This is a genomic window from Pseudomonas sp. Kh14, assembly GCF_900291005.1.
GTDB classification, from domain to species: Bacteria; Pseudomonadota; Gammaproteobacteria; order Pseudomonadales; family Pseudomonadaceae; genus Aquipseudomonas; species Aquipseudomonas alloputida.
This window is the reverse complement of record NZ_OLKJ01000038.1, coordinates 113,579-136,710: the sequence shown is the minus strand read 5'-3', so window position 1 is coordinate 136,710 and position 23,132 is coordinate 113,579. Positions and strand designations below refer to the sequence as shown.

The window sequence follows — 23,132 nt, the reverse complement described above, 5'->3', positions numbered from 1 at the left end:
TCATGGCGGCCGGATTTGCCGATCTAGTAGATGTAATGGTCAATATCGGGAAGGTCATCCCGACAGCGATCATGATGTGCCAGGGTATTGCCGTGCTTATCGGCCTCTATCTGACCGGTGCGGCGTTGATCGAGTTGTGGGGCGTGACCCATGACAACGCATTGAAATATGTGGCCGGAAGACAGCGTTTTTCTGTCGGCTCTGCCTGTGTGCAATTGGTGATCGGCTCTATCTTGCTGGCGATCGGTACGCTGGAGTGGATGGGCATCATGTCGCGAACCCTGACCGGGGATTATGCCAATTCGCGCATGTTGTCCTATTCCTCGACCGGGACGACTTTGCAAGAGCAGGCACAACTGGCAACCCTGGCCCTACTGGGCATCATGCAGGTTGTCGGCTTTATCGCCATGGTGAAAGGTTGGTTGACGGTAAACGGTTATTACAACAATCAAACTCAAGCCGGCCTCGGCACCGCCAGCGGCTGGATCATCGGCGGCGTCCTGGCATGGAACTTCAAATGGTTCAGCGATGTACTCAATAACACAATCGGATTCAATCTGGTTGGCCTCTTCACGCCGTGGTCGTAACGGCTTTTCGAAACATGAAATATAAGGAGCGTCACTTATGAAAGCACTCAAAACTCTGAAAGCTGCATACGATTCGGCCAAGGTTCGTGCAACTACCGCTGTTATCGGGGCCCTGGCGGCACCGTCGGCTTTTGCCATCGACAAAACCGACCTGACCCAGGACAAGTCGGGTGGCAAGACGGCCAGTGATGTCATGAGCAACATCGACGACACTGCTCAGGGCGGCGCCACGCTGCTGATCTCGTTGGTGTCGGTTGGTGGTTTCGTAGTTGTTGCCATCTCCCTGTACACCCTGTGGAAAGCCTCCAAGGATGAGCGTGAGAAGCCGATGTCGGCGATTGTCGGCCTGTTCATCGGCGGCCTGATGGCGGGTGTCGGTACCGTGATGTGGATCATGCGCAACACTTTGGTCAACTAACGCTGCACGCCGCTGAACCTATTGCGGGGCGTCATGCCCCGCACCTCAAGAACAGTTTCGGGAATATTCGGACGTGAGCGAAACAAACGCTTCTGAACGCGGGGCAAACACTGTGCCCACGTTGTCGAGTGGCTATCTCAGTCGAACTGCCAACCAGCCGGTATTTGGCGTGCGTCGGCCGCTGTGGCGCTCGGACGATGACCAGCGCAAACTGTTCAGCGATGAAAACAGCAAACTTCGCACTTCGGTGTGGCAGCGCGACAATTACACCTGCCGCTTTTGCGGGTTCAAGTCTGCAAAGTTTCAGGAACTTCATGCACTGGACGGCAATGCCGACAACTGCACCAAGGAAAACCTGATCACCGCCTGCAACCTGTGTCGTCAGGTTCATCATCTTGGCGCCTGCGCCATGAATGACACCGGCTTTTTCGTCGCCGTGCAGGAACTGACGCAAACCGAGATCAATAACATTGCCCGCTGTATCTACGTTAATGAGTTGCTCGATGACGTGGCGGCCAATGAAAAGCTGGCCAGCCTGCTGGCGGCTTTCAAGTTTCGTGGTAATGACACGCTGAAAGAAATATTCGGTGGCGAAGTCATCACCGTGCTTGGCGTGGCGGAAACCCTCGCGAGCAAGCAACTTGTCAGCGATGAAGAATTTAGCAAGCGCGCTGAATGGTTGGCGCCGTTACGGCTGTTCCCAACCAAAAGCGCGTTCAAAGATGGACAACTCGAATACTACGCGGCCAATAACCGTGCGGTGTTTTTGCCAGCTAACTGGTCGGCATTGACCGGCCAGTTACTGAAGAATTTTGCTTGATGCAGCCGCTCGTACTGCTGCTCAGTCTCGCCGTTGAGAGCGTTGGCAAGGGAGAACAAGGAAATGTTTAACAAACTCGAGGCGGTGATCCTGACGGTGCTGAGCCAGCTCAAGGCAGACGTGCAGGACTATTGCGACCTGGAAACGGTCGATGGCGGGCAGGCCATCGTCGCAAACGACGGTTCGCTGGCTTCCATCGTGCGCTTCAACGGCACCAAGAGCGTGCTTGGGCGCGAACAGTTCGAACGCCTGGTCAGCCTGCTGGAAGCGTCGCTCTCGGTGTACTTCAAGGTACGCGGCCACCACCTGCAGATTGTCTTCAGCCGCGACCTGGATGCGACCGCGCCGCTGGAGCAGAACGCCTTGCAGCAGGCAGCAACCGCCGAGCGGCTGAACCTCAACGTGCGGCACCTGATCAACGAAGGTGTCAGCAAGTACGCTCAGTATGTGTATGACGAAGAATGCTACCTCGTGTTCTGGTCGCGGCCCGCGCTGCTCGACCAGACCGAAAGGTCGATGGCGCGCGAGGCGCTGAACGAGTTCAGGAAGGAATCGGAGTGGCCGGCCACCGCCGAAGCGCAGAACCTGCTGCGGCCTATTTCCTACCTCAAGGACCGCCACCTTTCCTTTGTCACCAAGATTTCCGAAGACCTGACGTCCCCTGAGTTCGGTTGCTCGGCGGATGTGCTCGACGTCAGTGAAGCGATCCGCGCCATCCGTGCGAAGGTAAACCCCGACATCACGCCGCGTACCTGGAAGCCCTATATTCCGGGTAGCGCCATTCCCATGCGCTGGAAGACCAGCAAGCGCAATGGCGACATGTCGGAGTTCATGTACCCCACGCTGCCCAGCCAAATCATGGTCACTTCGGCTGAAATCGGCAGTGGCGAGCGCACCAGTCTGCTGCCGGATCCTACCAGTGTGCGGGTTGGCTCGCGCGTGTATGCGCCGTTGTTGATGTCGATTCCACCGGCAGAGCCGCAATACTTCAACACCCTGTTCAACAGCCTCAACCGCGCGGAAACGCAAGAGAACGGTGTGTCGCGCGCTTTGCCGTATTCGGTGTCGATCATGCTGTCCTCCGACGGCATGAGTGTGCTGGCCTGGAAGAGCCTGTTCGCCCAGCTGCTGTCGGTCACCTCCGAGCAGAACCGCAACATCAACCTCGCCACCAAGGAACTGCGCGAGCGCGTGCGTGACGGTGAATGCATGGTCAAGCTGCAAGTGGCCGCGATGACCTGGGCCAGCCCGGACGAAAAGGGCGTGAAGGAACTGGCGCTGCGCAAGTCGAAGCTTTGGCGCACCCTGGAAGCCTGGGGCCAGCCCGTGTTCATCGAACGTACCGGTAACCCGATGCAGGCGTTTCAGTCCAACTGTCTGGCCCTGACCACCAAGCACCTGGGCGACCCGGCCGCTGCGCCGCTGGGCGATGCCGTGGCCATGCTGCCGCTGACCCGGCCAGCTTCGCCGTTCCAGGAAGGGTCGACCATCTACCGCAGCCTGGATGGCAAGATCCTCAAGTACCAGCGTTTTTCCTCGCAGCAGACCACCTGGATCACCCTGATTGCAGGCAAGCCAGGCTCGGGCAAGTCGGTGTTGATGAACAACAACCACTTCGAATCGTGCCTGATGCCGGGCCTGACCGGGTTGCCCTACATCGGCATCACCGACATCGGTATTTCTTCGTCCGGTTTCTGCGACCTGGTGCGCGACAACCTGCCACCACGGCTGCATCACCTGGTGGTGTACAAACGTTTGCAGAACGCTCGCAAGGACTGCATCAACCCACTGGACACTCCGCTTGGCCAGCGTTACCCGCTGCCGAAGGACCGCGAGTTCAACAAGAACTTTCTCACTATCCTGGTGACGCCGCCCGAACGCGAAAAGCCCTATGAAGGGATGAGCAACTTCGTCGGCCGCATGGTTGACCTGGCCTACCGGCGCAAGGACGACAAGATCGAGAGGGCCAGCCCGGAAACCTACAAGCCCGGGCACAACGACGTGGTCGACGGCGCCGTGGCGGCGCTGGGCTTCCGCATTCTGCCGGCCACCACCTACTGGGAACTGGTCGATGCAATGTTCGATGCCGGCATGGTGTACGAAGCGGAAGTCACCCAGCGCTATGCGGTGCCTACCCTCAACGACCTGGTGGCGGTGGCATCCACCGAAGAGGTGCGTGCCGAGTACGAAGGCTCCGGTGAGGTAGGGCGCAGCCTGGTCGATGCGTTCATTCTCGGCATTCGCGAGGCGGTCGGCGACTTCCCGGTGTTCGCCGACCACACCCGTTTCGACGTCGGCAGTGCCCGCATCGTTGCCCTCGACCTGCAGGACGTGGCGCTGCAGGGCTCTGCTTCGGCGAAGAAGCAGACTGCCTTGATGTACATGATCGCCCGCCAGTGTTTCATGAAGAAGGTGGCATTCTCGAAGGAGGACTTCCCGTTCTTCACCGAGAAGTACCTGCCGTTCTACGAGCGCCTGGTGGCCGACCTGGTGGATGAATACAAGGTCATGTGCATGGACGAATTCCACAAGACTGGTGGCCACGTGGGCTTGCAGGAGCAGATGCAGACCGATGGCCGCGAGGCCCGTAAGTGGAACATGGAGATCATTCTGGCTTCGCAGTTGATGGAAGACTTCGGCCAGCTGACCAAGATCGCCACGGCCACCTTCATCCTCGACTCGGGCACCAAGGAAACCCGCGACTGGTTGCGGAAGAACATCGGCCTGTCTGACACCGAAGAGCATGCGCTGGTCAACTTCGTGCACGGTGCGAACAAGCATGGCTGTACCTTCCTGGCCCGCTTCGAGACCAAGAATGCCACCTACAGCCAGCTGTTCACCATGTCTGCCGGGCCGATGCGCCTGTGGGCACTGACCACGACCGCCGAGGACCGCAAGCTGCGCACCATGCTCTACGAGCACATGCCGCGCCCCGATGCGCTGGCCCTGCTGGCCCGGCGCTTCCCTTCAGGGGGGTGCAAAGACATGGTCGAACGCTTGAAGCGAGAGACGTTCAAGGACGTCGAGTTCGTCGATGACGACATGGAGCAGTCGGTGATCGCGCGGATCGCCAAAGACCTGGTGGCTGACTACATCAGCGCCAGTGCATTCGAAGACGTAGTGTGAGGGAGTGACAGATGGCTCAGTACAAGGGCGCATCCCGTCAGCATGAAATCAGCAGCAGCCGCAGGCGCAAGGATACCCGCCTGGCCGGGCAGCGCTTCAGTGATTTCTTCCAGTCGGCCGACGGCGCGGTTTTCGGAACCTTCGCGCTACCGGTCCTGGCGCTGATTTCGATCAAGGTGCCCTTTTCCGGTGAGCTGCTGTTGCTGCTGGCCTGGGCGTTCAAGCGCAAGTTCGTCGACGTCGACAATCGCACGTTCGATTTCCCTTATCGGGTGCCTAAGCTGGCGGACGTCAATGACGGCTCGTACAAGGGCAAGAAGAAAGGTGAGGGCGTGACTCTCTTCGGCAATGACCTGGAGAGCAAAGAGCAGATCTACGCCGGCGACAGTGACCTACGCACCCACCAGTTGGTGCTGGGCACCACTGGCTCCGGTAAGCCGCAGCCCAAGCATGCCAAGGTGCTGACTCCGGGTGGCTGGGTGGAAATGGGCCGCATCCGGGTCGGCGACAGCGTGTGCACGCCCGATGGCAAGCAGGCTGCGGTGCTGCGGGTGATTGAGCAGGGCATCCAGCCGATCTGGACCGTGGCCACGCGTGACGGGCGCCGGGCGCAAGCCACGGGTGACCACCTGTGGCGGGTGCTTACCCGCGGGCAGGATGGCAGCGAAGAAGCCCATACCGTGACCACCGACGCCATTCGCGAGTTGATGGGGCGCGGCATCGTGGTGATGCTGCCCAAGGTGCGCAAGAAGCGCGGCTCGGCCAAGTTCAATGGCTGGGCCGAGGTGTGGAAAGTGACGGCTGCCGGCCAGGCACCTTGCCAGTGCATCGAGATCGATCACCCGCATCACCTCTACATCACTGACGACAGCCTGGTCACCCATAACACCGAGCTGTTGCTCGGCATCGTCTTCAACGCTTTGGTGCAGAACACTGGTTTCATCTACGTCGACGGCAAGGGTGACCCCAAGCTGCAGAAGGAAATCTTCCGCCTGTCGCGCTACCTGGGCCGCGAAGATGACCTGCTGATCATCAACTTCATCACCTCTGGCCGCGACTTCGTCGAGAAGCAAGTCGACAAGGTGACCAACAACATGAACATGATGGGCAACACCTCGTCGGGCATGTTGATCGAGCTGATTGTGTCGCTAATGGATGATTCCGGCGGCGGCGGTGACATGTGGAAGGGGCGGGCGATCATGTTCGTGGCAGCCCTGACGCGGCCGTTGACCTACCTGCGGGACAAGGGGCACATCAACCTGTCGCCCGAGAAGTACCTGGAATATTTCGAGCTCAACGTCATCGAAGATCTGGTGTGGGAGCACGGCGGCAAGTACGGTGAGATGTTCGACGTGATCGTCGCCCCGCTGCGCTCGTACCTGCTGACGCTGCCAGGCTACCAGAAGGCGAAGTTCAAGAAGCAGGAAACCAAGACCCTGGAGCAGCACGGCTACATCGTCATGCAGTTGGGACGGATCTTCAACGACCTGACCTTCAACTACGGCCATATCTTCAAGACCCGCGTCGGTGACGTGGACTTCTATGATGTGGTGATCAACCGCCGCTTGCTGGTGGTGCTGCTGCCGGCGCTGGAGCGTGCACCGGACAGCATGCGCATGCTTGGCAAGATGATTGTAGGCAGCATCAAGCAGATGATGGCCGGCTGCCTGGGCAACCGGGTCGAAGGGGTAGTGCGCGAAATCATCGACAGCCGGCCGACCGGCTCGAAGTTCCCGTTCTATACCATTCTCGACGAATATGGCTATTACGCCGTGGTCGGCTTTGCCGTGGCCCCGGCCCAAGCGCGTAGCCTGGGCTTCAGTGTCACCTTCGCGGCGCAGGACTTTTCCTCGCTGAAGAAATCCAGCGCCGAAGAAGCGGATGCCACCTGGGAAAACACCAACATTCGCGCCGTTGGCCGCCTGACCTCGGGCACCGAATCGGAAACCTGGCGGCGCGTGCAGGGTGCGGCGGCCGAGTCTTCGCAAGCCATGCTGGGCAACTTCGAACGTGTTGCGGGCAACGAAAAATTGCGGCAGTCGGACAACATTGCCATCGAGCAGCGCAGCCGGTTGAACTACGACGACGTCGCCATGCAGGAGAACGGCGAGTTCACCTTCCTGATCGGCAAGAAATCGCAAAATGGCAAGACCGGTGGCGTGGCGCTTATTCGCGGCCTGGGCTTCTACACGGCCGGCCCGGCGCCGAAGGAAATGCGCATCAACGATTTCATTCCGGTCGAGCCGCCTGAGCCTTCGGACCTGCCGCAGAACCGGCAGTCGCGCCAGGCATTCGTCGACAGCCTGAAGGATGGCTCTTTCGCCAAACGGGTACGCGCGGTAGTGAAGGGTGACCCAACTCTTGCCCGCATGCACAGTGTGTTCGAGCATAACTATGCCGACCCTGACCGGCCTTTGCTGGGCCGGCTGGACACCTCGCTCGGCGTGCTTGGGGCGTATTTGTCCGGCGACCTGAAGAAGCCGGCTCCAGCAGCACCACTGGCAGAAAAACCGGCGCCGCAGGCCCCCGCCGATGTGCCGGATGCGGTCATGGTTACAGCAGCTTCAGTGCCCGCACCACAAATTGACCCCATGAGCCCGGAGGGGATCCAGGCAAGCATCCTCGCCGTTGCCGACCTTTTGGCCGTGACGCCAGTGACGCCAGCCATTGCACCGGTAGACGAGCAGGAACTGGACGATGAATGGGCACGTGAGCTGGCCATGGTCGTGCCTCAGCAGATGCTCGACATGCAGCTGATGGCCAGCGGCGAAGGCTTTGCATCGCTGTCGGACAAGTGGGCCGCACAAGAGCGGATCGAGCAAACCTGCGCAGAAATTGCCCGGCAAACGGACTACAGCGTTACCCCTGAACCCGCTGCTCAGGGTGTGGCCGGCATGCGCGAGCGGCTGAATGACCTGCAGGCCAAGTGCCGCCTGATGATGAAAGAGCAGCCGCCCAAGTAAGACCGGGCGTCAGAGCCTAGATCGGCGTGTGATTCTATTTTTTGTCATAAATTGACGACGATAGATATCTGACAGATAATCAGAAACAAGAATTTTTGCATGCTAAGGTGAGGCGATGGGGTTGTTCAGTTCAGGGAAGAAAGCTGCGAAGTTCGCGTTCATCACCATGCCGATGGCGGTGCTTGGCGTGAATCAGCTGCGCATGGGCAACCAGCACATCAAGGCACTCTGGCGTTCCAACTTCAGCCCAGCGTGCCCCGAGTGCGAGCGGGGTGTGCTGCTAAAGACGGAAGGTGACCATCAGGAGTTCGAGCAGGGGCCGAAAGGCAAGATGCGTGTGCTGCACAGCTGGGGTTGCAACAACTGCGGCTTCGCCTTGCTTGAAGAGGATGACGTCAAGAAGGTCAAGGAGCATGCTGCGCGCTACCGCAACGAGCGAGTCAAGGCGCAGTTGACCACCATCGAACGTGACGAGATCGACCGGATTGCCCGTAGCCACCGCTTGCACTCGAGGGCGTTCTTCATTGCCAGCGCTGCTGCGATTGCCGGGTTCATCTACATGCTGGCGACCGGCGCGGGCATCCTGATCGCCCTCAACTGGCTGTCGATCGGCTTCGCGCTGTGGGTATTCGGCATGAAGAAGTCCTATCGTAGCTGGCAGGTCTCGACCGGGCAGCTGTTCGTCGAGGGCGCGTTCTGGTTCTGGTTCCAGCACCAGAAATGGATCATCTGACCATGATGCGCAAACGGCCCCAGTGGCTGTTCATCGCCCTGATATGCTGCGCCATGCAGGCACTGGCCGATGACTTCTATGCCGTGCGGCCTGCGGATATCGACTGCGTCGTGCAGGCCGCCCAGCGCCAGGGTGTGCCGGCCAACGTGCTGTTGGCCATCTCCAGCAAGGAAAGCGGCAAGAACGGCCAAAGCGTGTCGAACCGCAATGGCACCTTCGACCTTGGCCACTTCCAGATCAATACCACCCACTGGGGCCCGAAAGGCGTGTTTGCCGCATACCCGGCGATCACCAAGTCCGATGTTGCCTGGCGCGGTTGTTACAACGCGGAGTTGGCGGCATGGCTGCTGCGCCAGAAGCTGGACGAGAACAACGGCCAGGACTTCTGGACCCGCGCCGCCAATTACCACTCGCGTACCCGCAAATTCAACGACATCTACAAGAAAGACCTGATCCCGCTGGCGGTGAAATGGGGCAAGTACCTCGAGCGGCAGCGCCACGCCAGGCTGGTGGTCAGCTACCAGTAACGCAGGTCGCCGCAGAATGCCAAGGCTTCTGGGCAAGGGTTACCCCGGGTCGATGAACAAGACAACTTCAGGAGTTTTTACATGAAAGGAATACGCATGGGTGCACGCGCCTGCAAGGCTGGCGGTGTGCTGGTGGCACTGGTTGCGCTGGGTGGTTGTGCCAGCTCTGCCAAGCCTACTACCGAAGACACCGAGGCGTTTGCCAGCCGGATCATCGCCGACAAGGTGTCGGTAGCGGTCAATTCTCAGCACACCTACGTTTCGCGGCTGAACGCCGACCGTGTGCAAGCTGCTTCGCGGCAGGCTGCAGTAGACACCGACCAGGTCGACATCGACTTCATTGGCAAGCCTCAGGAGCTTCTGCAGACCTTCGCCAGCCGTTATGGCTACGCCTATGTCGAGAGCGGCAAGCGCGTCGATCTCAAGCCCATCAACGTGTGGGTGCGCAAGGCAACGCCGATCAATGTGCTGAAGGATGTGGGTGCACAGATCGATACCGGTGCCGATGTGGTGCTGGACAAGAGCACCAACACGCTGCGCTTGATCTACAAGCCGGTACCGCTGGCGCTGGGGAGGGGCTGAACATGGCGATGGACATGCCTCCGATGACCCTCGAGGACGCCGAGCGCCTCTATGACAAACCCGCCTACGTGCAGCAGCAGAGTGACGCCGGCGATGCCAGGTCGGCTATCGAGGCCATGCGTGACGAGAAGAACCAGGCATCGGCCGCGCGCGGCGAAGCCATTCTCGATGCGGCATTGCAGGTGGGGGTGAAGGCTGGCCTGGCGTGGCAGCTGACCAACATCAACAAAGCCCTGAAGCTGCGCGAGCGTGAGTTCGACACCGTCTATGACTTCAGTAGCCTGATGATCCAGGATCGCGTCGTGCCGCCGGTCATCACCGAAGCGCGCCACCTGTACAACCAGGACGGCGACTACACGCTGCGCCTGTCGGGGGCGGCCTACAAGATCGAGTCGCAGGCACGCTTTTCCTCCGTGCCGCCCAGCTGGCGCGAATACCTGAACTTCCCGCCGCCCACCTTCGACCGCACCTCGTTGGTTTCGGCGCTGGTGCCGCGTTCCGACGAGGAAGAGCGGGTGTGGAAACTGGCCGTGCGCGAGGGCTGGCAACAAGGTGTCGAGCAGGCCAACCTGATGCTGACCTACGGCTTCGACCGGATGAACCGCGATATCGATGGTATGCGCCGTTTCAATGAGTTTGCCCGTCATGGCCAGGTCACCATGCCGATCATCTCCGGTGCGGAGATCCCGGTTACCCGGGAAGGGCGGTCGATGGCGGTGGACGAAACCCTGCTGCGCATCACCGCCTTGCCCGAGTTCAACGAAAACATGAACGTGTGGCGCAGTTCGATCGCTACTTCGACCATTGCCAACCCTCCGCGCCGTGCGCCGGTAACCGGCGCTGGCAGCCCGGCGTCATCGCCTGCTGCAGCCCGACAGCCCGCGGGTGTTGAAGGCGGGCGGCAATGAAGCAGGACTTCCACGACGACGTGATGATGCTGGAACCGGGTGCGATGATCGAGCGCCTGGAGCGCCTGACCAGTTACGAAGACCCGTTTCGTTTCGATCGCGCCGACCAGTTCAAGGCCATGATGCTGGAAACCCTGACCCATGGCGTCAGCGACATTTTCATCCAGCCCGCATTGCCGGTGGTGGTGAAGAAATATGGGCGGATGTATGCGGTCACCCGGCGTGCGCTGGATGTCGGGGAAGTCAACGAACTGCTGAAGATGGCGGCCAATCGGGACACCGCCACCACCGATATCGTCTCCGGCACGGCGGTCAACGAGCGTTACGAGTTGTTCGACCCGGAGCGCAAGGATGCCCGCGGTGCGCGCCTGCGTTATGCCTACCGGGTAAACGCCTCGCCCATCGCCTGCCATGGCGATACCTCGTGCCAGATTGTCATCCGGGCCATTCCCGATGACCCGCCACGCATCCAGGACGTGGGCCTGAGCGAGGAAATCGTCAGAATGGCCACGCCGCGTGATGGCATTGTCTATGTGGCCGGTGCCACCGGCCATGGCAAGACCACCACCTTTGCCGCCATCAACCGCTTCATCCTGGAAAACGACACGCCGATCAAGGGCAACCTGATCAGCCATGAAGAACCGATCGAATTCACCTACGACAAGGTCCAGAGCAAGCACTCGATCTTCGTGCAGTCGCAGATTCCCACGCACTTCAAAGACTTTTACCGGGCCAACCGCGAGGCCATGCGACGTGCGCCTGGCCTGTGCGTGATCGGCGAGTTGCGCGACCAGGAGACCATTCGCGCGGCGGTGGAGCTGTCGCTGACGGGGCACCCGGTGTTTGGCACGGTGCACGCCAAGGATGTGGCGGCGATCATGCGCCGGATGATTTCCCGCTTTCCGGAGCAGGAGCGTGCCACCGCCATCTACGACCTCGTCGATACCAGCCGCTTCATGATGGCGCAGAAGCTTGTGCCGACGGTGGATGGCAAACGCACCGCTGCGCGATCGTGGCTGAGATTTACCGAGCAGGTGCGCGACACCTTGATGGACCTGACCGACATGGGCCGGGTAACCCAGCGGGTTGCCGAGTTCGTGCGTGAAGAAGGGCATACCTTTGCTGCCGAGGCGGATCGCCTGCTGGCCGCAGGCCTGATCAGCGAGGCGACTGCCCGCGACCTGCGCCACGGCTGAGGTGCGGGCTGCCCATTAATGCTGACTGCAACGAGTTTACGGAGAAGTTATGGCAACAGGACGGTATCACTGGAGCAGATGCGCTCCCCCCGCACGTTTTTTCGTGATCAACGCAAGTGCCGCCTTGCCGTGGTTGATGTTGCTGCTGGTGCCGGCGCTGTGGAAGTTTCTGCTGCCACTGGCGCTGTGCATGACGATTGCCCTGGTCTACATCGAGGTGGTGAAGAAAATGACTGTGCGGGCGGTTTGCCGCCGAGCCGCAGTGTTCATGGTGGGGCGAGTGCGTACCACGCACAATTTGCTCAAGGAACTGGCCAGGTAGTTGGCAAGACAGACATGACCGGCAGAGTCTTTGTGGCGGCCAGAGGAGGCGTTGAATGAAGCAACAGGGAGGTGGGCAGAAGAGCTTTACCTGGGATGACCCCGCCATTTTGCTCGGGATCATGGCAGTGCTTTACCTCGGGGGGTGGGGTGCCTGGTACTTCGCTCACGACAAGATTGCCAAGGTGTACACCTACATTCGCTACGTCGAGCTGTGGTTGCCAAGTGTGCTGGGCGACTTTGCCGCGCTGCCAGGTATTGCCTCGATCAACCAGTGGGTCGGGCGCATGTGTGCGCCGGAAGGCATCATCGGTGCCTGTCAGCGAGATTTTTCCAGCGTGGCGTGGGGTGAAATCACTTCGTCGTCGCTGCTCATGAATGGTTTTTTCCTGCTGTTGATGGTGATCCTGTCGGTGCGCATGTTCCTGCGTATCAACAAGACCCACCCCAAGCTCAGGTTCACCAAGACGCACAATATCAAGAGCTTTGTGCAAGAGAACAAGGCGCAGTACCCGCACCTGCGCATGTTCGCCGAGCTCGACCTGATCGCCCAGCCGCTGGACCACCCAGTGTTCGGCATGTCGCAGACCTCCCGCCAGTTTGCCTACCGGCACTTGCTGATCAGTGGTTGGCAGGAGCAATCGGATCGCAGCTGGGCACCAACCCTGGATCGCGAGAAAACCACCGAGGTGATGCGTCGCCAGTTGGGCCAGCACTGGACCCGGGTTGCCAATCTGACGCCGGCAGAAACACTGCTGGTGGCGATAGCGTTGCCGCGGGTGGTCGCCACTGATACGGCGTTGGATGACAATGCCTTCAAGGCGGCAATGGCCGACAGCGACTACATGGTTGCCTGGTGCTGGGATCAGTTCAAGGCACCTGCCGGCAAGGCCAAGCAGCAGGGCGACCCTTATGCCTGGCTGAAGCCCGAAGTGCCGCTGGAAGAGCCTCGGGCGATCATCCAGAAGTACATCAAGCACCCCAATGCCAGTGCGATCCTGCACGCGCACGCATTCGTCCGCACCATCATCTTTGCCATGTTCTTCCAGGCGCGCCGCCTGGGTGTGCTGCCACCCGCAGAAATGCGCTGGATGCGTTTCTTCGACCGTGACATGTGGTATGCCCTGCAGACGATCGGGCGCCAAGCCGGGTTCCCGGAAGCGCCGGGGATCCTGTCGCATTTCCTGTATGAGTGCAAAGCGGGGATGTCACTGGCGGAGCCCCAGCTGGACAAGGCGGTCAACGGTCTTGAGCTGGCGATGTCGGCGTACAAGTATTCCGAAGCCGACAAGAAGCGCTATGAGGCCCTGCAGCAGGAGAGGTATGCCGCGGCACAAGGGGCAGCGCTCGATGAAGGGGCTGCCTGAAGCGCAGTCTTGAAGGTTTGGATAAAAGCAAATGGCCATCTAAGTAGATGGCCTTTTTTTGTTTTTTTGGTGCCTTTTTTTGCTTTTTTGTTAGAATACGGTCGTATTGGATTCTTAATAGGGACATCGAGCCATGAAGGGTGTGATTGCAAGACCTGTCGCCGTGCTGGCGGCGCTTGCGGCGGGTATTTCCGTCGCCCATGCCGCCCCGGCACAACCGGCGGACCTCTCTGCCTTCATCACCGCTCAAGGTGCCGCACAGGTTAACCCTGCCCAGCAGGAGCTTGATGACCTGACCGCGCAACGGGTGTCGCGCTATGGGCGTATCGTCAGCGCCCGACCGGTCGGCCTCGGCGGGTTGACCGCCTGGACCGTTGAGAAGAACGGCCATCAAGTGGTGCTTTTCAGTACGCCGGACTCTGCGGTGCTGTTCACCGGCGTGGCCTGGAATGCCGAAACGGGCAGCAATATCTCCGATGCCTTCCTGCCTGGCGTTGCCCAGGCCATCGTCGCACCGCCTGTTACTGCCCCGATCGCGGCCGCGCCAGCTGCGCCGCAGATGTCACCCGTTGAGGCGCCGAATGTGCGCGAAGCTGCAGCCATGGACGGCACCTTCAAAGGCGCGATCCCGGAGTCGATGAAAACCGTCGACTCCCTGGCAGGCATCAAGGAAGGCAAGGGCGGCATCGGCGATACCGTCTACATCATCATCGACCCGCGTTGCCCGTACTGCCGCGAAGCCTACAACCTGACAAGGGCCTACGCAGCAAAGGGCCATTCGATCAAGTGGATCCCGTCTGCAGCACTGGGTAACCCGGCGGATGGCGTGCCGTTGGCCGCCACCATCCTGCAGACCAAGGACCAGAAGATGCTGGCGCGGGTACTGGGCAACCACGAACAGGTCCGCTCCGAGCCATCGCCGGAAACCGTCGAGCAGCTAAGCACCAACCTGGCGTTTCTGTTCGCCGCATTCGAACACAACGGCAAGGAACAGGCGGGTGTGCCGGCTGCATTCTTCATCGATCACCGTACAGGGAAGCCAAGGATGATGACCGGCCTTTCGCAGGCGGTCGTGCTTGAAGACATCTTTGGAAAACTTTAAGGAGCAAAGTACATGAAAGCCAAAGCGCCGAACTTCGAGTTCGACCCGAGTATCCGCCTCTTCGGTTCGGGCGAGCACCTGCTGGTGGTGTTCGACAGCCAATGCCCCAATGACGCACAGCGGGCGACCCGTACCGTGCGTATCGCCAGGGCCTTCCAGCAGCTGTCGCTGGTAGTGGCCGGCTTCGACGCGGCCGAAGACGATGGCCATCAGCGGGTGCTCAGCGGCAGCGTCAGCCTGGCGATCGAGGGCGATGCCGGGGTGCAGGCCAGTCACGAACTGGCGGCCCTGCAGCTGGTGTTCCATGCCGAGGCAGACCGCAAGGGTGCGCTTACCCATATCGAGCCTGCGCTGGTTGCCTACAAGGTGCGCCAGGCCCTTTCGGAATGCCTGAACGAGGCCCTGAACGACTACTTCCAGCGCGAAGAAGCGCAAAGGACGGCAGTGCCTGCAGAGGCCCTGCGCCCGGTTCCTGTGACTGCCCCGCAGTACCAGGGCGCGGCACCACAGCCTTCGCGCAAGGCCCTGCGCGAGCAGGCCGCAAGCAATGCCGAGCGCCAGGCCAGGTCGCGCCGGCGCAAGACCGCAATGGCCTGGCTGGTGCCGCCTTTGGTGGTAATTGCTGTGATGGCGACCATGTCTCATCTTGCTTCCTCCCAGTCGCCGATTGAAAATGCTGTCGCGCAGCAGATGGCGAACGACCCGGAGTCGATCAAGGCGCAGGTGGAATTGACCAAGCAGACCCTGCAGTCAATGGGGCTTGATCCAGGTCAGGGTGGTGACATCGGGTGCTTGGCGCCGCAATGATTGCCATTGCTTCCTGCTTCATGGATGGGGTATGCCTTTCGCTGGTTTGCGGGCGCGTAGAATGGCGGGGAGCCCTCTCGCGTTGCCCGAATGCTGCCTTGTGGTGCCGAAGGAGGATCTTTTCCAGGATTGGAGAATGAGAGCGGGCCCGGCCTACGAAGCTTGGTGCTGCTGTTCTGCTTGAGCGGAGTGTGTATGCCTGCGCAGGCACTTTAAGACTATTTTGGATTGGAAATCTTAGGTACGTATATGCGACCAGCGAATGAAGTTAAAGACGGGGCCAAGTTATTGTCCCTTGCCCAGGGCCTGAGGTCGCTGCTGGTCCCCTCGCCAGATGTACTGGCCGACACCGTCAAGGAGTTGCACCCGTTGGTCAACCTGTCCGACAAGGTGCTGCCTTTGAAGTCGTATTTCAACATGGTTCAGGACATCCAGCGGGCCAAGCATACCCAGGCCGCGATGCGCGCTGCCGACGAGCCGCTTAGCCGCGAGGCTATTCAGCAGGGTGTGTCGCGCAAGCTCTGTACCGAAGACATCTTCATGGTTGCCTGTTCGTTCCTGGAAGTGGAAATCGCCAAGCAAGGCTCGGTGTACTACCTGAGCGGCGAATCACCCGATTTCAAGGAAACCAAGAAGAACCGAAACCCGCTCGACTTGTCCGATGAGGTCGTACTGAAGAACCTCTCCAGTGGCCTGGCGCGCCCGGACACCGATCGCGGGGCTGTAGAGCGGGGGCAGATCGACAGCGGGTTCAACCACCTGGTGCGGCTGAACCAGTTGCATAACCTGATGGTGGAGTCTGTGCGGCTGATGAAGGCGGACGAGCGACTGACCAAGGTCGACATCCGCAAGAAATTCAACATTTCGCACACGGACTACGAGCGCATGATGTCGATGGCGCGGCGTTCCGGGCTGATTTCGTTCCGCAACCGCAAAAAGGACCCGTCCAACTCCTACACCTTGCGCAATGACAACCATGAGCGGGTGTCGGAGCACGCCAAGAATTTTGGCCACACGCCGCAGAAGATGTTGAACAAGATTCTGGATGACTTCTTCGCAATGCTGGAAAAACGCAAAAAGCACGAGGACTGATTTACATGGGGATCCAGGGCCATAAGGACGTCGGGCCGGCAATAAGTGCAGAGGAGCGGGCCCGTGTAGCGCGGGCGGCCAGGCAGGTGGTGGCGTATGCCAACTTTCTGCGCTGGACGGCGAACTTCAAGCGGGACGAAGTGCTGCGCCATCCTGAACACGACCGCGTGATACTGCTCTCGCCCATGCAAAGTGGGCGTTTCAGCTTTGCCCTGGAAGGCGACACCTTGTATGTGGGCGTCCAGCCATTCGAGGCTGCCTGGGCTTCGTGCATGCCTTTCGAGGCTGCCTACGTCTCTGACCGGCTGTACCTGTCTGTCGAGGGCGTGAACTTCATGGATTCGCGCATGCCACCGCTGGCGCTGGGCATATTCGTCGACGAGGGTGAAAAGCGTGCGCGAATGGCCGCTGCTCGTTTCGTCCAGCTCATCCAGGTGTCGGTGTGTGACGGCTACGTGGTCGAGGTGGGCGAGCCGTGTGGCGATCCTGTCGAGATGCGCCCGGGTGACGTGGTGCGCCAGCTCCGCGAGACCCGTCAAACGAAGGTGCAGCAGCAAGACATGGGGCGGTTCTTCTGATGCGCTCAAGCAGACTTTACAAGTAAGGATACGTGCATGACCAAGTGTAAATTCATCCTGCCCGTGCTGGCTGCCGTGGCAATGGCGGGCTGTGTCACGACCGAGCAGATGCCGGACGGGACAACCAAGATTCGTTTCTCGGACGAAACGGTCAGCTCGCTGACTTCAATGATGCCCAACGGCCTTGTGACCGGTGTTGCTGGTGGTGCAGGTAGCGGCGGGCTCGACCTGATACCGACCAAGAGCCCTGTTGGTAATGGGCAGTACCTGTATTTCAACGGCCAGTATGACTACACCTGCGCGTCCGCGTTGCTGTACAGCGCCAAATCTGGCAAAGAACTGGATCGCGATGTCAACGAAGAGTGCCGTGACCGTTACTTCCAGCGGCAACTGGCGCTGAAACTTGCGGGCAAGCCGTACGACAGGGCGGCACCTGCCTATGATGCAGACAATCCGCCCGATGCATACTGGGCCAGGTTGAAAGGGCAGACCCTTGCTCGGTTGGCGGCCACGCAGCAGTTCGCCACGCGTTTTGGTGGTCTCCCGCGTGTCGATCGCAACGGTAACATCACTATCAGCGTAGGCTTCATGGGGGTGGGCAGTGGGCAGCATGTGGCTTTGACGACCACGCCTCAGCGTATCCCGGTTGTCATGGAAGATGCAGGGTTTGCTGCGCAGATGCGCACGCAGTCGGCCAAGCAGAATACCGAGGTTGGCGACTGGACAACGTGTGATGCCGTACTTGCCTACAATTCGGTGGCTGACAGAGGCGCGCGTCCGGCCAATATCGCGCCTGGTGACTATATGCAGTACGTGGTGCGCTTCACTGTATCGTCGCTCTCGTGCAAGGATGCCTTGCACGGGTACAAGAGCGCTTCGCGCTAAGCAGTGGGGTGCCCTGCGCCGGCGTGGTGAATAAGCGCCGAGTCGCCGTGGCACCCGGCCCTTCTTTCAGGCTGGGAGGCGATGCAGGCTGGGGGTATCACTGAGCCGCATTCCATATATCGTCAGCCGCTGCCACCGACTCGTCGATACCGGCCGCATGCGCGTCGGCCGCGTTCAGCCAGTTCTGATTAAGGTTCGCCTGCTGAGCCGCATGTTCATGGGCGAACTCGCGTTGCAGGATGGACGCTTCGATGCTGCTGAGCAGCGTGGGCGAGGCAGCGCCATATTCTGCGAGCAGTGCTCGCGACGCCTCCGGCGCAAGCTGATTGACTGCACCGCGCAACTCCTGACCGTACTCGGCCAGCACCGGCTGCTTGGCAATAACGATTTCCGCCGCTTGTGACGGGAATACGGAGGCTGTGAAGCTCTGGAAGTCCTGGGCAGTCGGCATGGTCTCGTCCTTACATGCTGTTGTCGTTGAGGTCCTCGCTGCGCGACAGCGATGGCTTGGTGTAGCGGGCGAATGTCTTGTCCAGCTCGGCAGCCAGGTAGGCCTGTTCGCTCTGGCGCAGCGCTTGTTTCATGAAGTCGCCGTCAGAGGCTGCGGACACCACCTGGTCTCGCAGGCTGCCCAGCAGCCCTTCACGATCCGCTCGCGAACCTGGGGTATTGTCGATCGCATCGATAGCACGGGTCAGTGACTGGCGCAGGCCGGATTCTGCATGGGGCTTTTCGGTGGGGGTGGCAACCTCAAAGGCAATGGCACTGATCACGGCGCAATGAATGGCCGTGAAAGCGTTGGCTTCGGCTGCCCTGCTTTGCATGATCCGGTCGGTGCGCAGGGTGTGCGGCGGCGTGCTGCGCAGCCATGCCGACTCATGTTCGGCAAGGGTGTCGATGGTCTGCCGGACTTTCTGGCCGTCAGGGCCCTCGCGCAGCGCCGCTTGCGCTACGTTCTCAAAGCTGATTGCCGGATTGCCTGAGGCCTCTATGGCTCTCTCGCGCATTAACCCAGCACCGATCACGAATCGGCTGGCATCACGTATTGATAGCTGCATCTATGTCCATCATTTATTCACAGGGCTTGAACGCGCCCAACCAGTCGGCATTCAGCATCGTCTGCTTCCCTGCGCGGCTCGCCGCGTCGCGTAGGCCTGATGCGGATATCCACTGATCTCCGCTGACGTGCTGGATAAACCCTTGCGAACCCTATGGGTTCATCGATTCGCTTGACCTTAGCATTTTTGCTTTCGCATTTCTTGGGCCTGCCCCGAAATCATCGTTTTTTTGGTTACTTTAAGTATCCCCGCCGAGCGAGTCGGGGCGTACTAAGCCAAGATCGCTAATGCCAAATTGCCACTGCTGCAGAATTAGCTCAACTGCCCGTAAAACAGCCTTTTCGTCAGGGTCTGGCTACGCCGTCACCCTTCTTCTGCAGGCGCTGCGCAAGCGCGCCATTCATTCTTGCTTCAGGGAGAAAGCGCGCGATGTCGTGCTTTTGGCGCCTGAAAACCGACTTCAAAACCTGTGAAAGCACCATCTGAAGAATGATCCATTGCGCGCTAGGGGTTTTCCGCGGAATGCGAAGGTTATCACGCTAATTCGGTTATTTATCCATCGTTTGATGGCTAAATGCCAATATTTACACGACTTTACATTTTGCCTCGGTCTAGCGTCGCTATCAAAAATTTCAGGTAGCTAGCATCCTAATGTCAGTTATTGTTAGTTTTCTTACATAACAATATTTTGATAATTAGGCGATTTCTGGTTTAAGATTAGCGCGCTTTCGCTATCCTGGCAGTCAACGTTGCACGGGTAGCGCCATGGCTTGGGCTCGACGCATGCCTGGGCCCTGTGGCTTGCCGGGTTGGATGACAGCCCAATTCAAGGACGACGGAGCATTCCAAGGGAATTCGTCGCGAACGATTCAGATCAACCGTCCGCAACTCGATTCAGGTAGGTATTCACAATGGCTCAAATGCCGTTTTCACCGTGCAGCGACCCGAGCGACTGCTCCGATCAATCGGTCAAGATGCTTGGCAGAATTTTCGGGCCAGTGATCGATAGCCTGGTTGCAGGTACTGACCCTAACGCTGTGGAAGCCGGCGCGAACATCCTTGCCACCATGTTCAGCTTCTTCAACAGCGGCATCCTGATCATCGGGTCGCTGATCGTCTCGTATGTGGCAGTGATGGGGGTAACAAACACGGCCAACGACGGGGAGGCAATGGGCAAGAGTTGGTCGTCCTTGTGGACGCCGGTGCGGATCGTGGCAGGCGGTGCCGTATTGCTGCCGACGACCAGCGGCTACTCGTTCATCCAGTTGATCGTCCTGATGTTCGCCCTCTGGGGTATCGGCTTTGCCAATGGCACCTACAAGGCCGGCATGGCGATTGGCGTGCTGTCGTCGGACGGGATCGTTCAGGGTGTCAACCAGGCGGGTAACTTCTACGGCTTGCGTGACTTTGCGCGGCAATACGTTGCTGTTTCCTACTGTGCCAGGGCAGCAAACGCCATCTACGCCAACAGTGGGTCTGGTAGCCAGCCCGCTGTCCAGTCCAAGAGCACGAGCCTGGGCAATGGACAGGTCGAGCAGGTCTATGACAAGCAGACGTTTGTCGATGGGCGTACCGAATACACGTTTTTCCTCAAGGATCGCAATGCGGTAACCAACCTGGCCGGTGGCGAGCCATTCTGCGGCACCGTGAAGCTGTCTACCTACGCGGCACAGACCAAGACCGACCCCATTCCCCAGGCGTTGGAGAAGGTGCATGAACAAACTCAGTTAGCGAAGGTGAAAGCGGCTGGCAAGTTGATGGGCGAGCTGGACAAGTGGGTCAACTCATGGCCAGCGACCATCAACGATCCCGGTTGGGACAAGGTCGATTCAAACCGCTTCAATACGATTGTCAGGACGCAGGAAGACCAGATTGCGACGAACCTCGTCAAAGAGGTCACTGACGGCCAGAGCGACGTCGATAGTGGCTTGAAGGGTTTTCTGGATACGCTCACGAAAGATGGCTGGGCTGCGGCTGGGGGCTGGTTCCAGCGAGTCGGCATGGTGCGAGGGCAGATCGCCAACGTGCTTGCCGAACCGGTGGGCTCGGTGGGTGCGCCATCCCTTGCGGGGCTGCCCTCGGATGCGCGCTTCTCGTTGCTGAGCAACAGCCTCACCACTGTGACCGAGGCAATCGACAAGAAGGCTGAAGAGAAAGACGCGTACAACGGTGCAAAGCCCGCCAAGGCCGATGATCTGGCGAGCCTCATCCCCAAAGATCCGCAAAGCGATATCAACGTAGGGTCATTGAGGGCGGACATGGACAGCAAGATGTCCTCGTTCGTCAACGGCATGATGCAGAACGTGGTCGAGCTTGCCACGGGGGCGGGCAGTAACGGGCAGACGCCACTGTGTGGCACGGCGGGGCAGATGGGGGGCTCGCTCAACCGCATGAAGTGCGTGGGCGATTACCTGAGCGTTGCCCGTGGCGGCATACTGCTCGCCGATGTTGCCATCAAAAGTGCTGCGACGGCAGTACGGGTGCTGGCCGGTACTGTTTCATCGGTCAAGGCGCTGGGTAACGGGCTGGATCTCGACAAGATTGTCATCCCGCTGTGGGACTGGGTCATGGAGGTGCCGATCAAGCAGCTCGCGCTGCTGGCGACCTATATTGAACCTCTGGCCTTCTACTTTGGCGTATTCCTTCCCAGCTTGCCCTACACGCTGTTCATGATCGTGTTCGTCGGCTGGGTGCTCGCCGTGTTGCAATCCATCATTGCTGCCCCGCTCTGGGCCGTGATGCACATGACACCCGATCGGACGTTCGTGGGTTCGCAGACGCAGGGCTACCTGTTGCTGCTGTCGCTGTTCGCTCGCCCGGCACTGGCCGTTCTGGGGCTGTTTGCCGCGATATTGGTATCCGACCCTGTGATCGACTACATAGCGCAGGGCTTCTTCGCCATGCGGGGGGCGGTCGTTTCCTCGAGCGGGGGCGTTGGGGTCATTGCCGAGTTCCTGACCTTTGCCTGGTGGTTCATGGTGTTCGGCCTGACACTTCTGCCGGTGCTGTACATGATCTTCGGTCTGCCTCAGACCTTGCCTGACGAGGTGCTGAGGTGGATCGGCGGCGGCCTCGGCAGCATGGGTGAAACCAGCGCAACAGCGGAAATGCGCGGCGGCGTCGCCTCTGTGGGTTCGAGGCTGCACGGGAGTGGCTCGGGTATGCGCCTGGGTGGGGGACAGAAGCGACTGACATCCCAGGGCGGCGGTTCTCCTGATGGTGGCCCTGAGGGTGGTGGCCCAGAGGGTGGTGGGCCGAGGGGTGGTGGGCCGCGCGGTGGTCGCGGGGGCAAGACGCCACTGCTCAGCGCGAACGGTCAAGGCGCGGGCGGTGCAAGCCAAGGCAGCGATAACAAGGGTGAGACTGCGTCGACTGACAATCGTACGCTCGGCGAGAAGCGCAGCGAAGCGGCTGGCGTCGCCCTCGGGCGGGCGGTCGCCGGGGGGGCTGCTGCAACAGGCAGGGCCATGCGTGGCGCGGGCAGTGCTGCATTGTCTGCGGGGCGGTCTGGCGTGGAATCTTTGCGCAACTCGGGTTCTGCGTCCCTGGGTGGCCGGGTGCGTGACGCAGTATCGGCTGGCGCGCTGACTGCAGGTGCGGGTTTAGCCGCTACTGCAAGTGCCGCTGGGGCCGAGTACAAGCAAGCCTTTTCGACAGCGATGTCTGAAGGCAAAGCGGCCTACCATGAAGGTGCAGGCGCCCGGATCGACGCGTACAAGGCTTCGCTGACCGGTGGGGCGCCACCTGCCGGCAGCGACAAGGCCCAGGAGCCGCCTGCCTCGCCTGATGCGGGTGCAGAACATTCAGCGAGCCAGAATCACGCGTTCAACGACGCTGCGCTTCCAGCCGGAAGCGGCTCGGCAAGCGACAAAGACGGCGATGATGAAAGCCGCTGAACCACGGCGCTGTCCTGCCGCACATGGCTTGGCGCTGTCAGGTGCAACAATGGTCTGGCAATTTGCCAGTGTGGGCGGAATTTTACCCGCGCCAGGTTGTCTTGGACGGTGACGCGCAATCGTGTGCGTATCTTGATACCTGACTCGGATCGCTTGGCGGAGGCTT

At 60.1% G+C, this 23,132-nt stretch carries 20 protein-coding genes; 18 read left to right on the top strand and 2 right to left on the bottom strand.

Annotated elements, in window-relative coordinates; genetic code table 11:
• Nucleotides 1-2: 2 nt before the first annotated feature.
• From FQ668_RS23025 to FQ668_RS22945, 17 genes are all read left to right on the top strand, one after another.
• Complete coding sequence (locus tag FQ668_RS23025; protein WP_014592472.1) at nt 3-587, top strand: hypothetical protein; 585 nt, start codon at nt 3-5, stop codon at nt 585-587.
• Between the two features lie 37 nt (nt 588-624).
• Entirely contained in the window at nt 625-1,005 is a 381-nt protein-coding gene (locus tag FQ668_RS23020) for a hypothetical protein (protein ID WP_014592471.1), read from the top strand.
• 73 nt (nt 1,006-1,078) lie between these two features.
• A complete protein-coding gene (locus FQ668_RS23015; protein ID WP_014592470.1) occupies nt 1,079-1,825 on the top strand; it encodes an HNH endonuclease in 747 nt (248 codons plus the stop codon).
• 63 nt (nt 1,826-1,888) lie between these two features.
• The gene (locus tag FQ668_RS23010; protein ID WP_019438927.1) at nt 1,889-4,951 is read left to right on the top strand and encodes a type IV secretion system protein IcmB/DotO; all 3,063 of its coding nucleotides are present in this window, start codon (nt 1,889-1,891) and stop codon (nt 4,949-4,951) included.
• An 11-nt stretch (nt 4,952-4,962) separates the two neighbouring features.
• Nucleotides 4,963-7,914 (top strand): hypothetical protein, encoded by a 2,952-nt coding sequence (locus FQ668_RS23005; RefSeq protein ID WP_019438928.1) that lies wholly within the window; start codon nt 4,963-4,965, stop codon nt 7,912-7,914.
• Nucleotides 7,915-8,029: 115 nt separating this feature from the next.
• Nucleotides 8,030-8,647: a hypothetical protein gene (locus tag FQ668_RS23000; RefSeq protein ID WP_014592467.1), complete on the top strand. Its 618-nt coding sequence runs from the start codon at nt 8,030-8,032 to the stop codon at nt 8,645-8,647.
• A gap of 2 nt (nt 8,648-8,649) precedes the next feature.
• Nucleotides 8,650-9,174 carry a transglycosylase SLT domain-containing protein gene (locus tag FQ668_RS22995; RefSeq protein ID WP_019438929.1) on the top strand — a complete coding sequence of 175 codons (525 nt, stop codon included), beginning with the start codon at nt 8,650-8,652 and terminating at the stop codon, nt 9,172-9,174.
• An 81-nt stretch (nt 9,175-9,255) separates the two neighbouring features.
• Nucleotides 9,256-9,756 (top strand): DotD/TraH family lipoprotein, encoded by a 501-nt coding sequence (locus FQ668_RS22990; RefSeq protein WP_223279199.1) that lies wholly within the window; start codon nt 9,256-9,258, stop codon nt 9,754-9,756.
• A gap of 14 nt (nt 9,757-9,770) precedes the next feature.
• Nucleotides 9,771-10,664, top strand: coding sequence for a type IV secretory system conjugative DNA transfer family protein (locus tag FQ668_RS22985; RefSeq protein WP_230855413.1), 894 nt, complete (start codon nt 9,771-9,773; stop codon nt 10,662-10,664).
• Nucleotides 10,661-11,860 (top strand): ATPase, T2SS/T4P/T4SS family, encoded by a 1,200-nt coding sequence (locus FQ668_RS22980; protein ID WP_014592463.1) that lies wholly within the window; start codon nt 10,661-10,663, stop codon nt 11,858-11,860. Before FQ668_RS22985 ends, FQ668_RS22980 begins: the two co-directional genes overlap by 4 nt.
• 103 nt (nt 11,861-11,963) lie before the next feature.
• Entirely contained in the window at nt 11,964-12,182 is a 219-nt protein-coding gene (locus FQ668_RS22975; protein ID WP_019438931.1) for a hypothetical protein, read from the top strand.
• Nucleotides 12,183-12,237: 55 nt separating this feature from the next.
• A complete protein-coding gene (locus FQ668_RS22970; protein ID WP_014592462.1) occupies nt 12,238-13,548 on the top strand; it encodes a hypothetical protein in 1,311 nt (436 codons plus the stop codon).
• Nucleotides 13,549-13,681: 133 nt separating this feature from the next.
• The gene (locus FQ668_RS22965; protein ID WP_019438932.1) at nt 13,682-14,650 is read left to right on the top strand and encodes a hypothetical protein; all 969 of its coding nucleotides are present in this window, start codon (nt 13,682-13,684) and stop codon (nt 14,648-14,650) included.
• Between the two features lie 12 nt (nt 14,651-14,662).
• On the top strand, nt 14,663-15,457 hold the full coding sequence (locus FQ668_RS22960) for a hypothetical protein (RefSeq protein ID WP_014592460.1): 795 nt from the start codon (nt 14,663-14,665) through the stop codon (nt 15,455-15,457).
• A gap of 288 nt (nt 15,458-15,745) precedes the next feature.
• Nucleotides 15,746-16,549 (top strand): hypothetical protein, encoded by an 804-nt coding sequence (locus tag FQ668_RS22955; protein WP_019438933.1) that lies wholly within the window; start codon nt 15,746-15,748, stop codon nt 16,547-16,549.
• Between the two features lie 5 nt (nt 16,550-16,554).
• On the top strand, nt 16,555-17,127 hold the full coding sequence (locus tag FQ668_RS22950; RefSeq protein ID WP_223279197.1) for a hypothetical protein: 573 nt from the start codon (nt 16,555-16,557) through the stop codon (nt 17,125-17,127).
• Between the two features lie 36 nt (nt 17,128-17,163).
• The gene (locus tag FQ668_RS22945) at nt 17,164-18,012 is read left to right on the top strand and encodes a hypothetical protein (protein WP_014592457.1); all 849 of its coding nucleotides are present in this window, start codon (nt 17,164-17,166) and stop codon (nt 18,010-18,012) included.
• A 97-nt stretch (nt 18,013-18,109) separates the two neighbouring features.
• Here the strand turns inward: FQ668_RS22945 and FQ668_RS22940 are convergent, their stop codons facing one another.
• Together FQ668_RS22940 and FQ668_RS22935 are read right to left on the bottom strand one after the other, a co-directional pair.
• Nucleotides 18,110-18,463, bottom strand: coding sequence for a hypothetical protein (locus FQ668_RS22940; RefSeq protein ID WP_014592456.1), 354 nt, complete (start codon nt 18,461-18,463; stop codon nt 18,110-18,112).
• A gap of 10 nt (nt 18,464-18,473) precedes the next feature.
• On the bottom strand, nt 18,474-19,019 hold the full coding sequence (locus FQ668_RS22935; RefSeq protein ID WP_026031971.1) for a hypothetical protein: 546 nt from the start codon (nt 19,017-19,019) through the stop codon (nt 18,474-18,476).
• Nucleotides 19,020-19,981: 962 nt separating this feature from the next.
• Here FQ668_RS22935 and FQ668_RS22930 point away from each other — a divergent pair.
• Nucleotides 19,982-22,966, top strand: coding sequence for a DotA/TraY family protein (locus tag FQ668_RS22930; protein WP_019438935.1), 2,985 nt, complete (start codon nt 19,982-19,984; stop codon nt 22,964-22,966).
• The last annotated feature ends 166 nt before the right edge of the window (nt 22,967-23,132 follow it).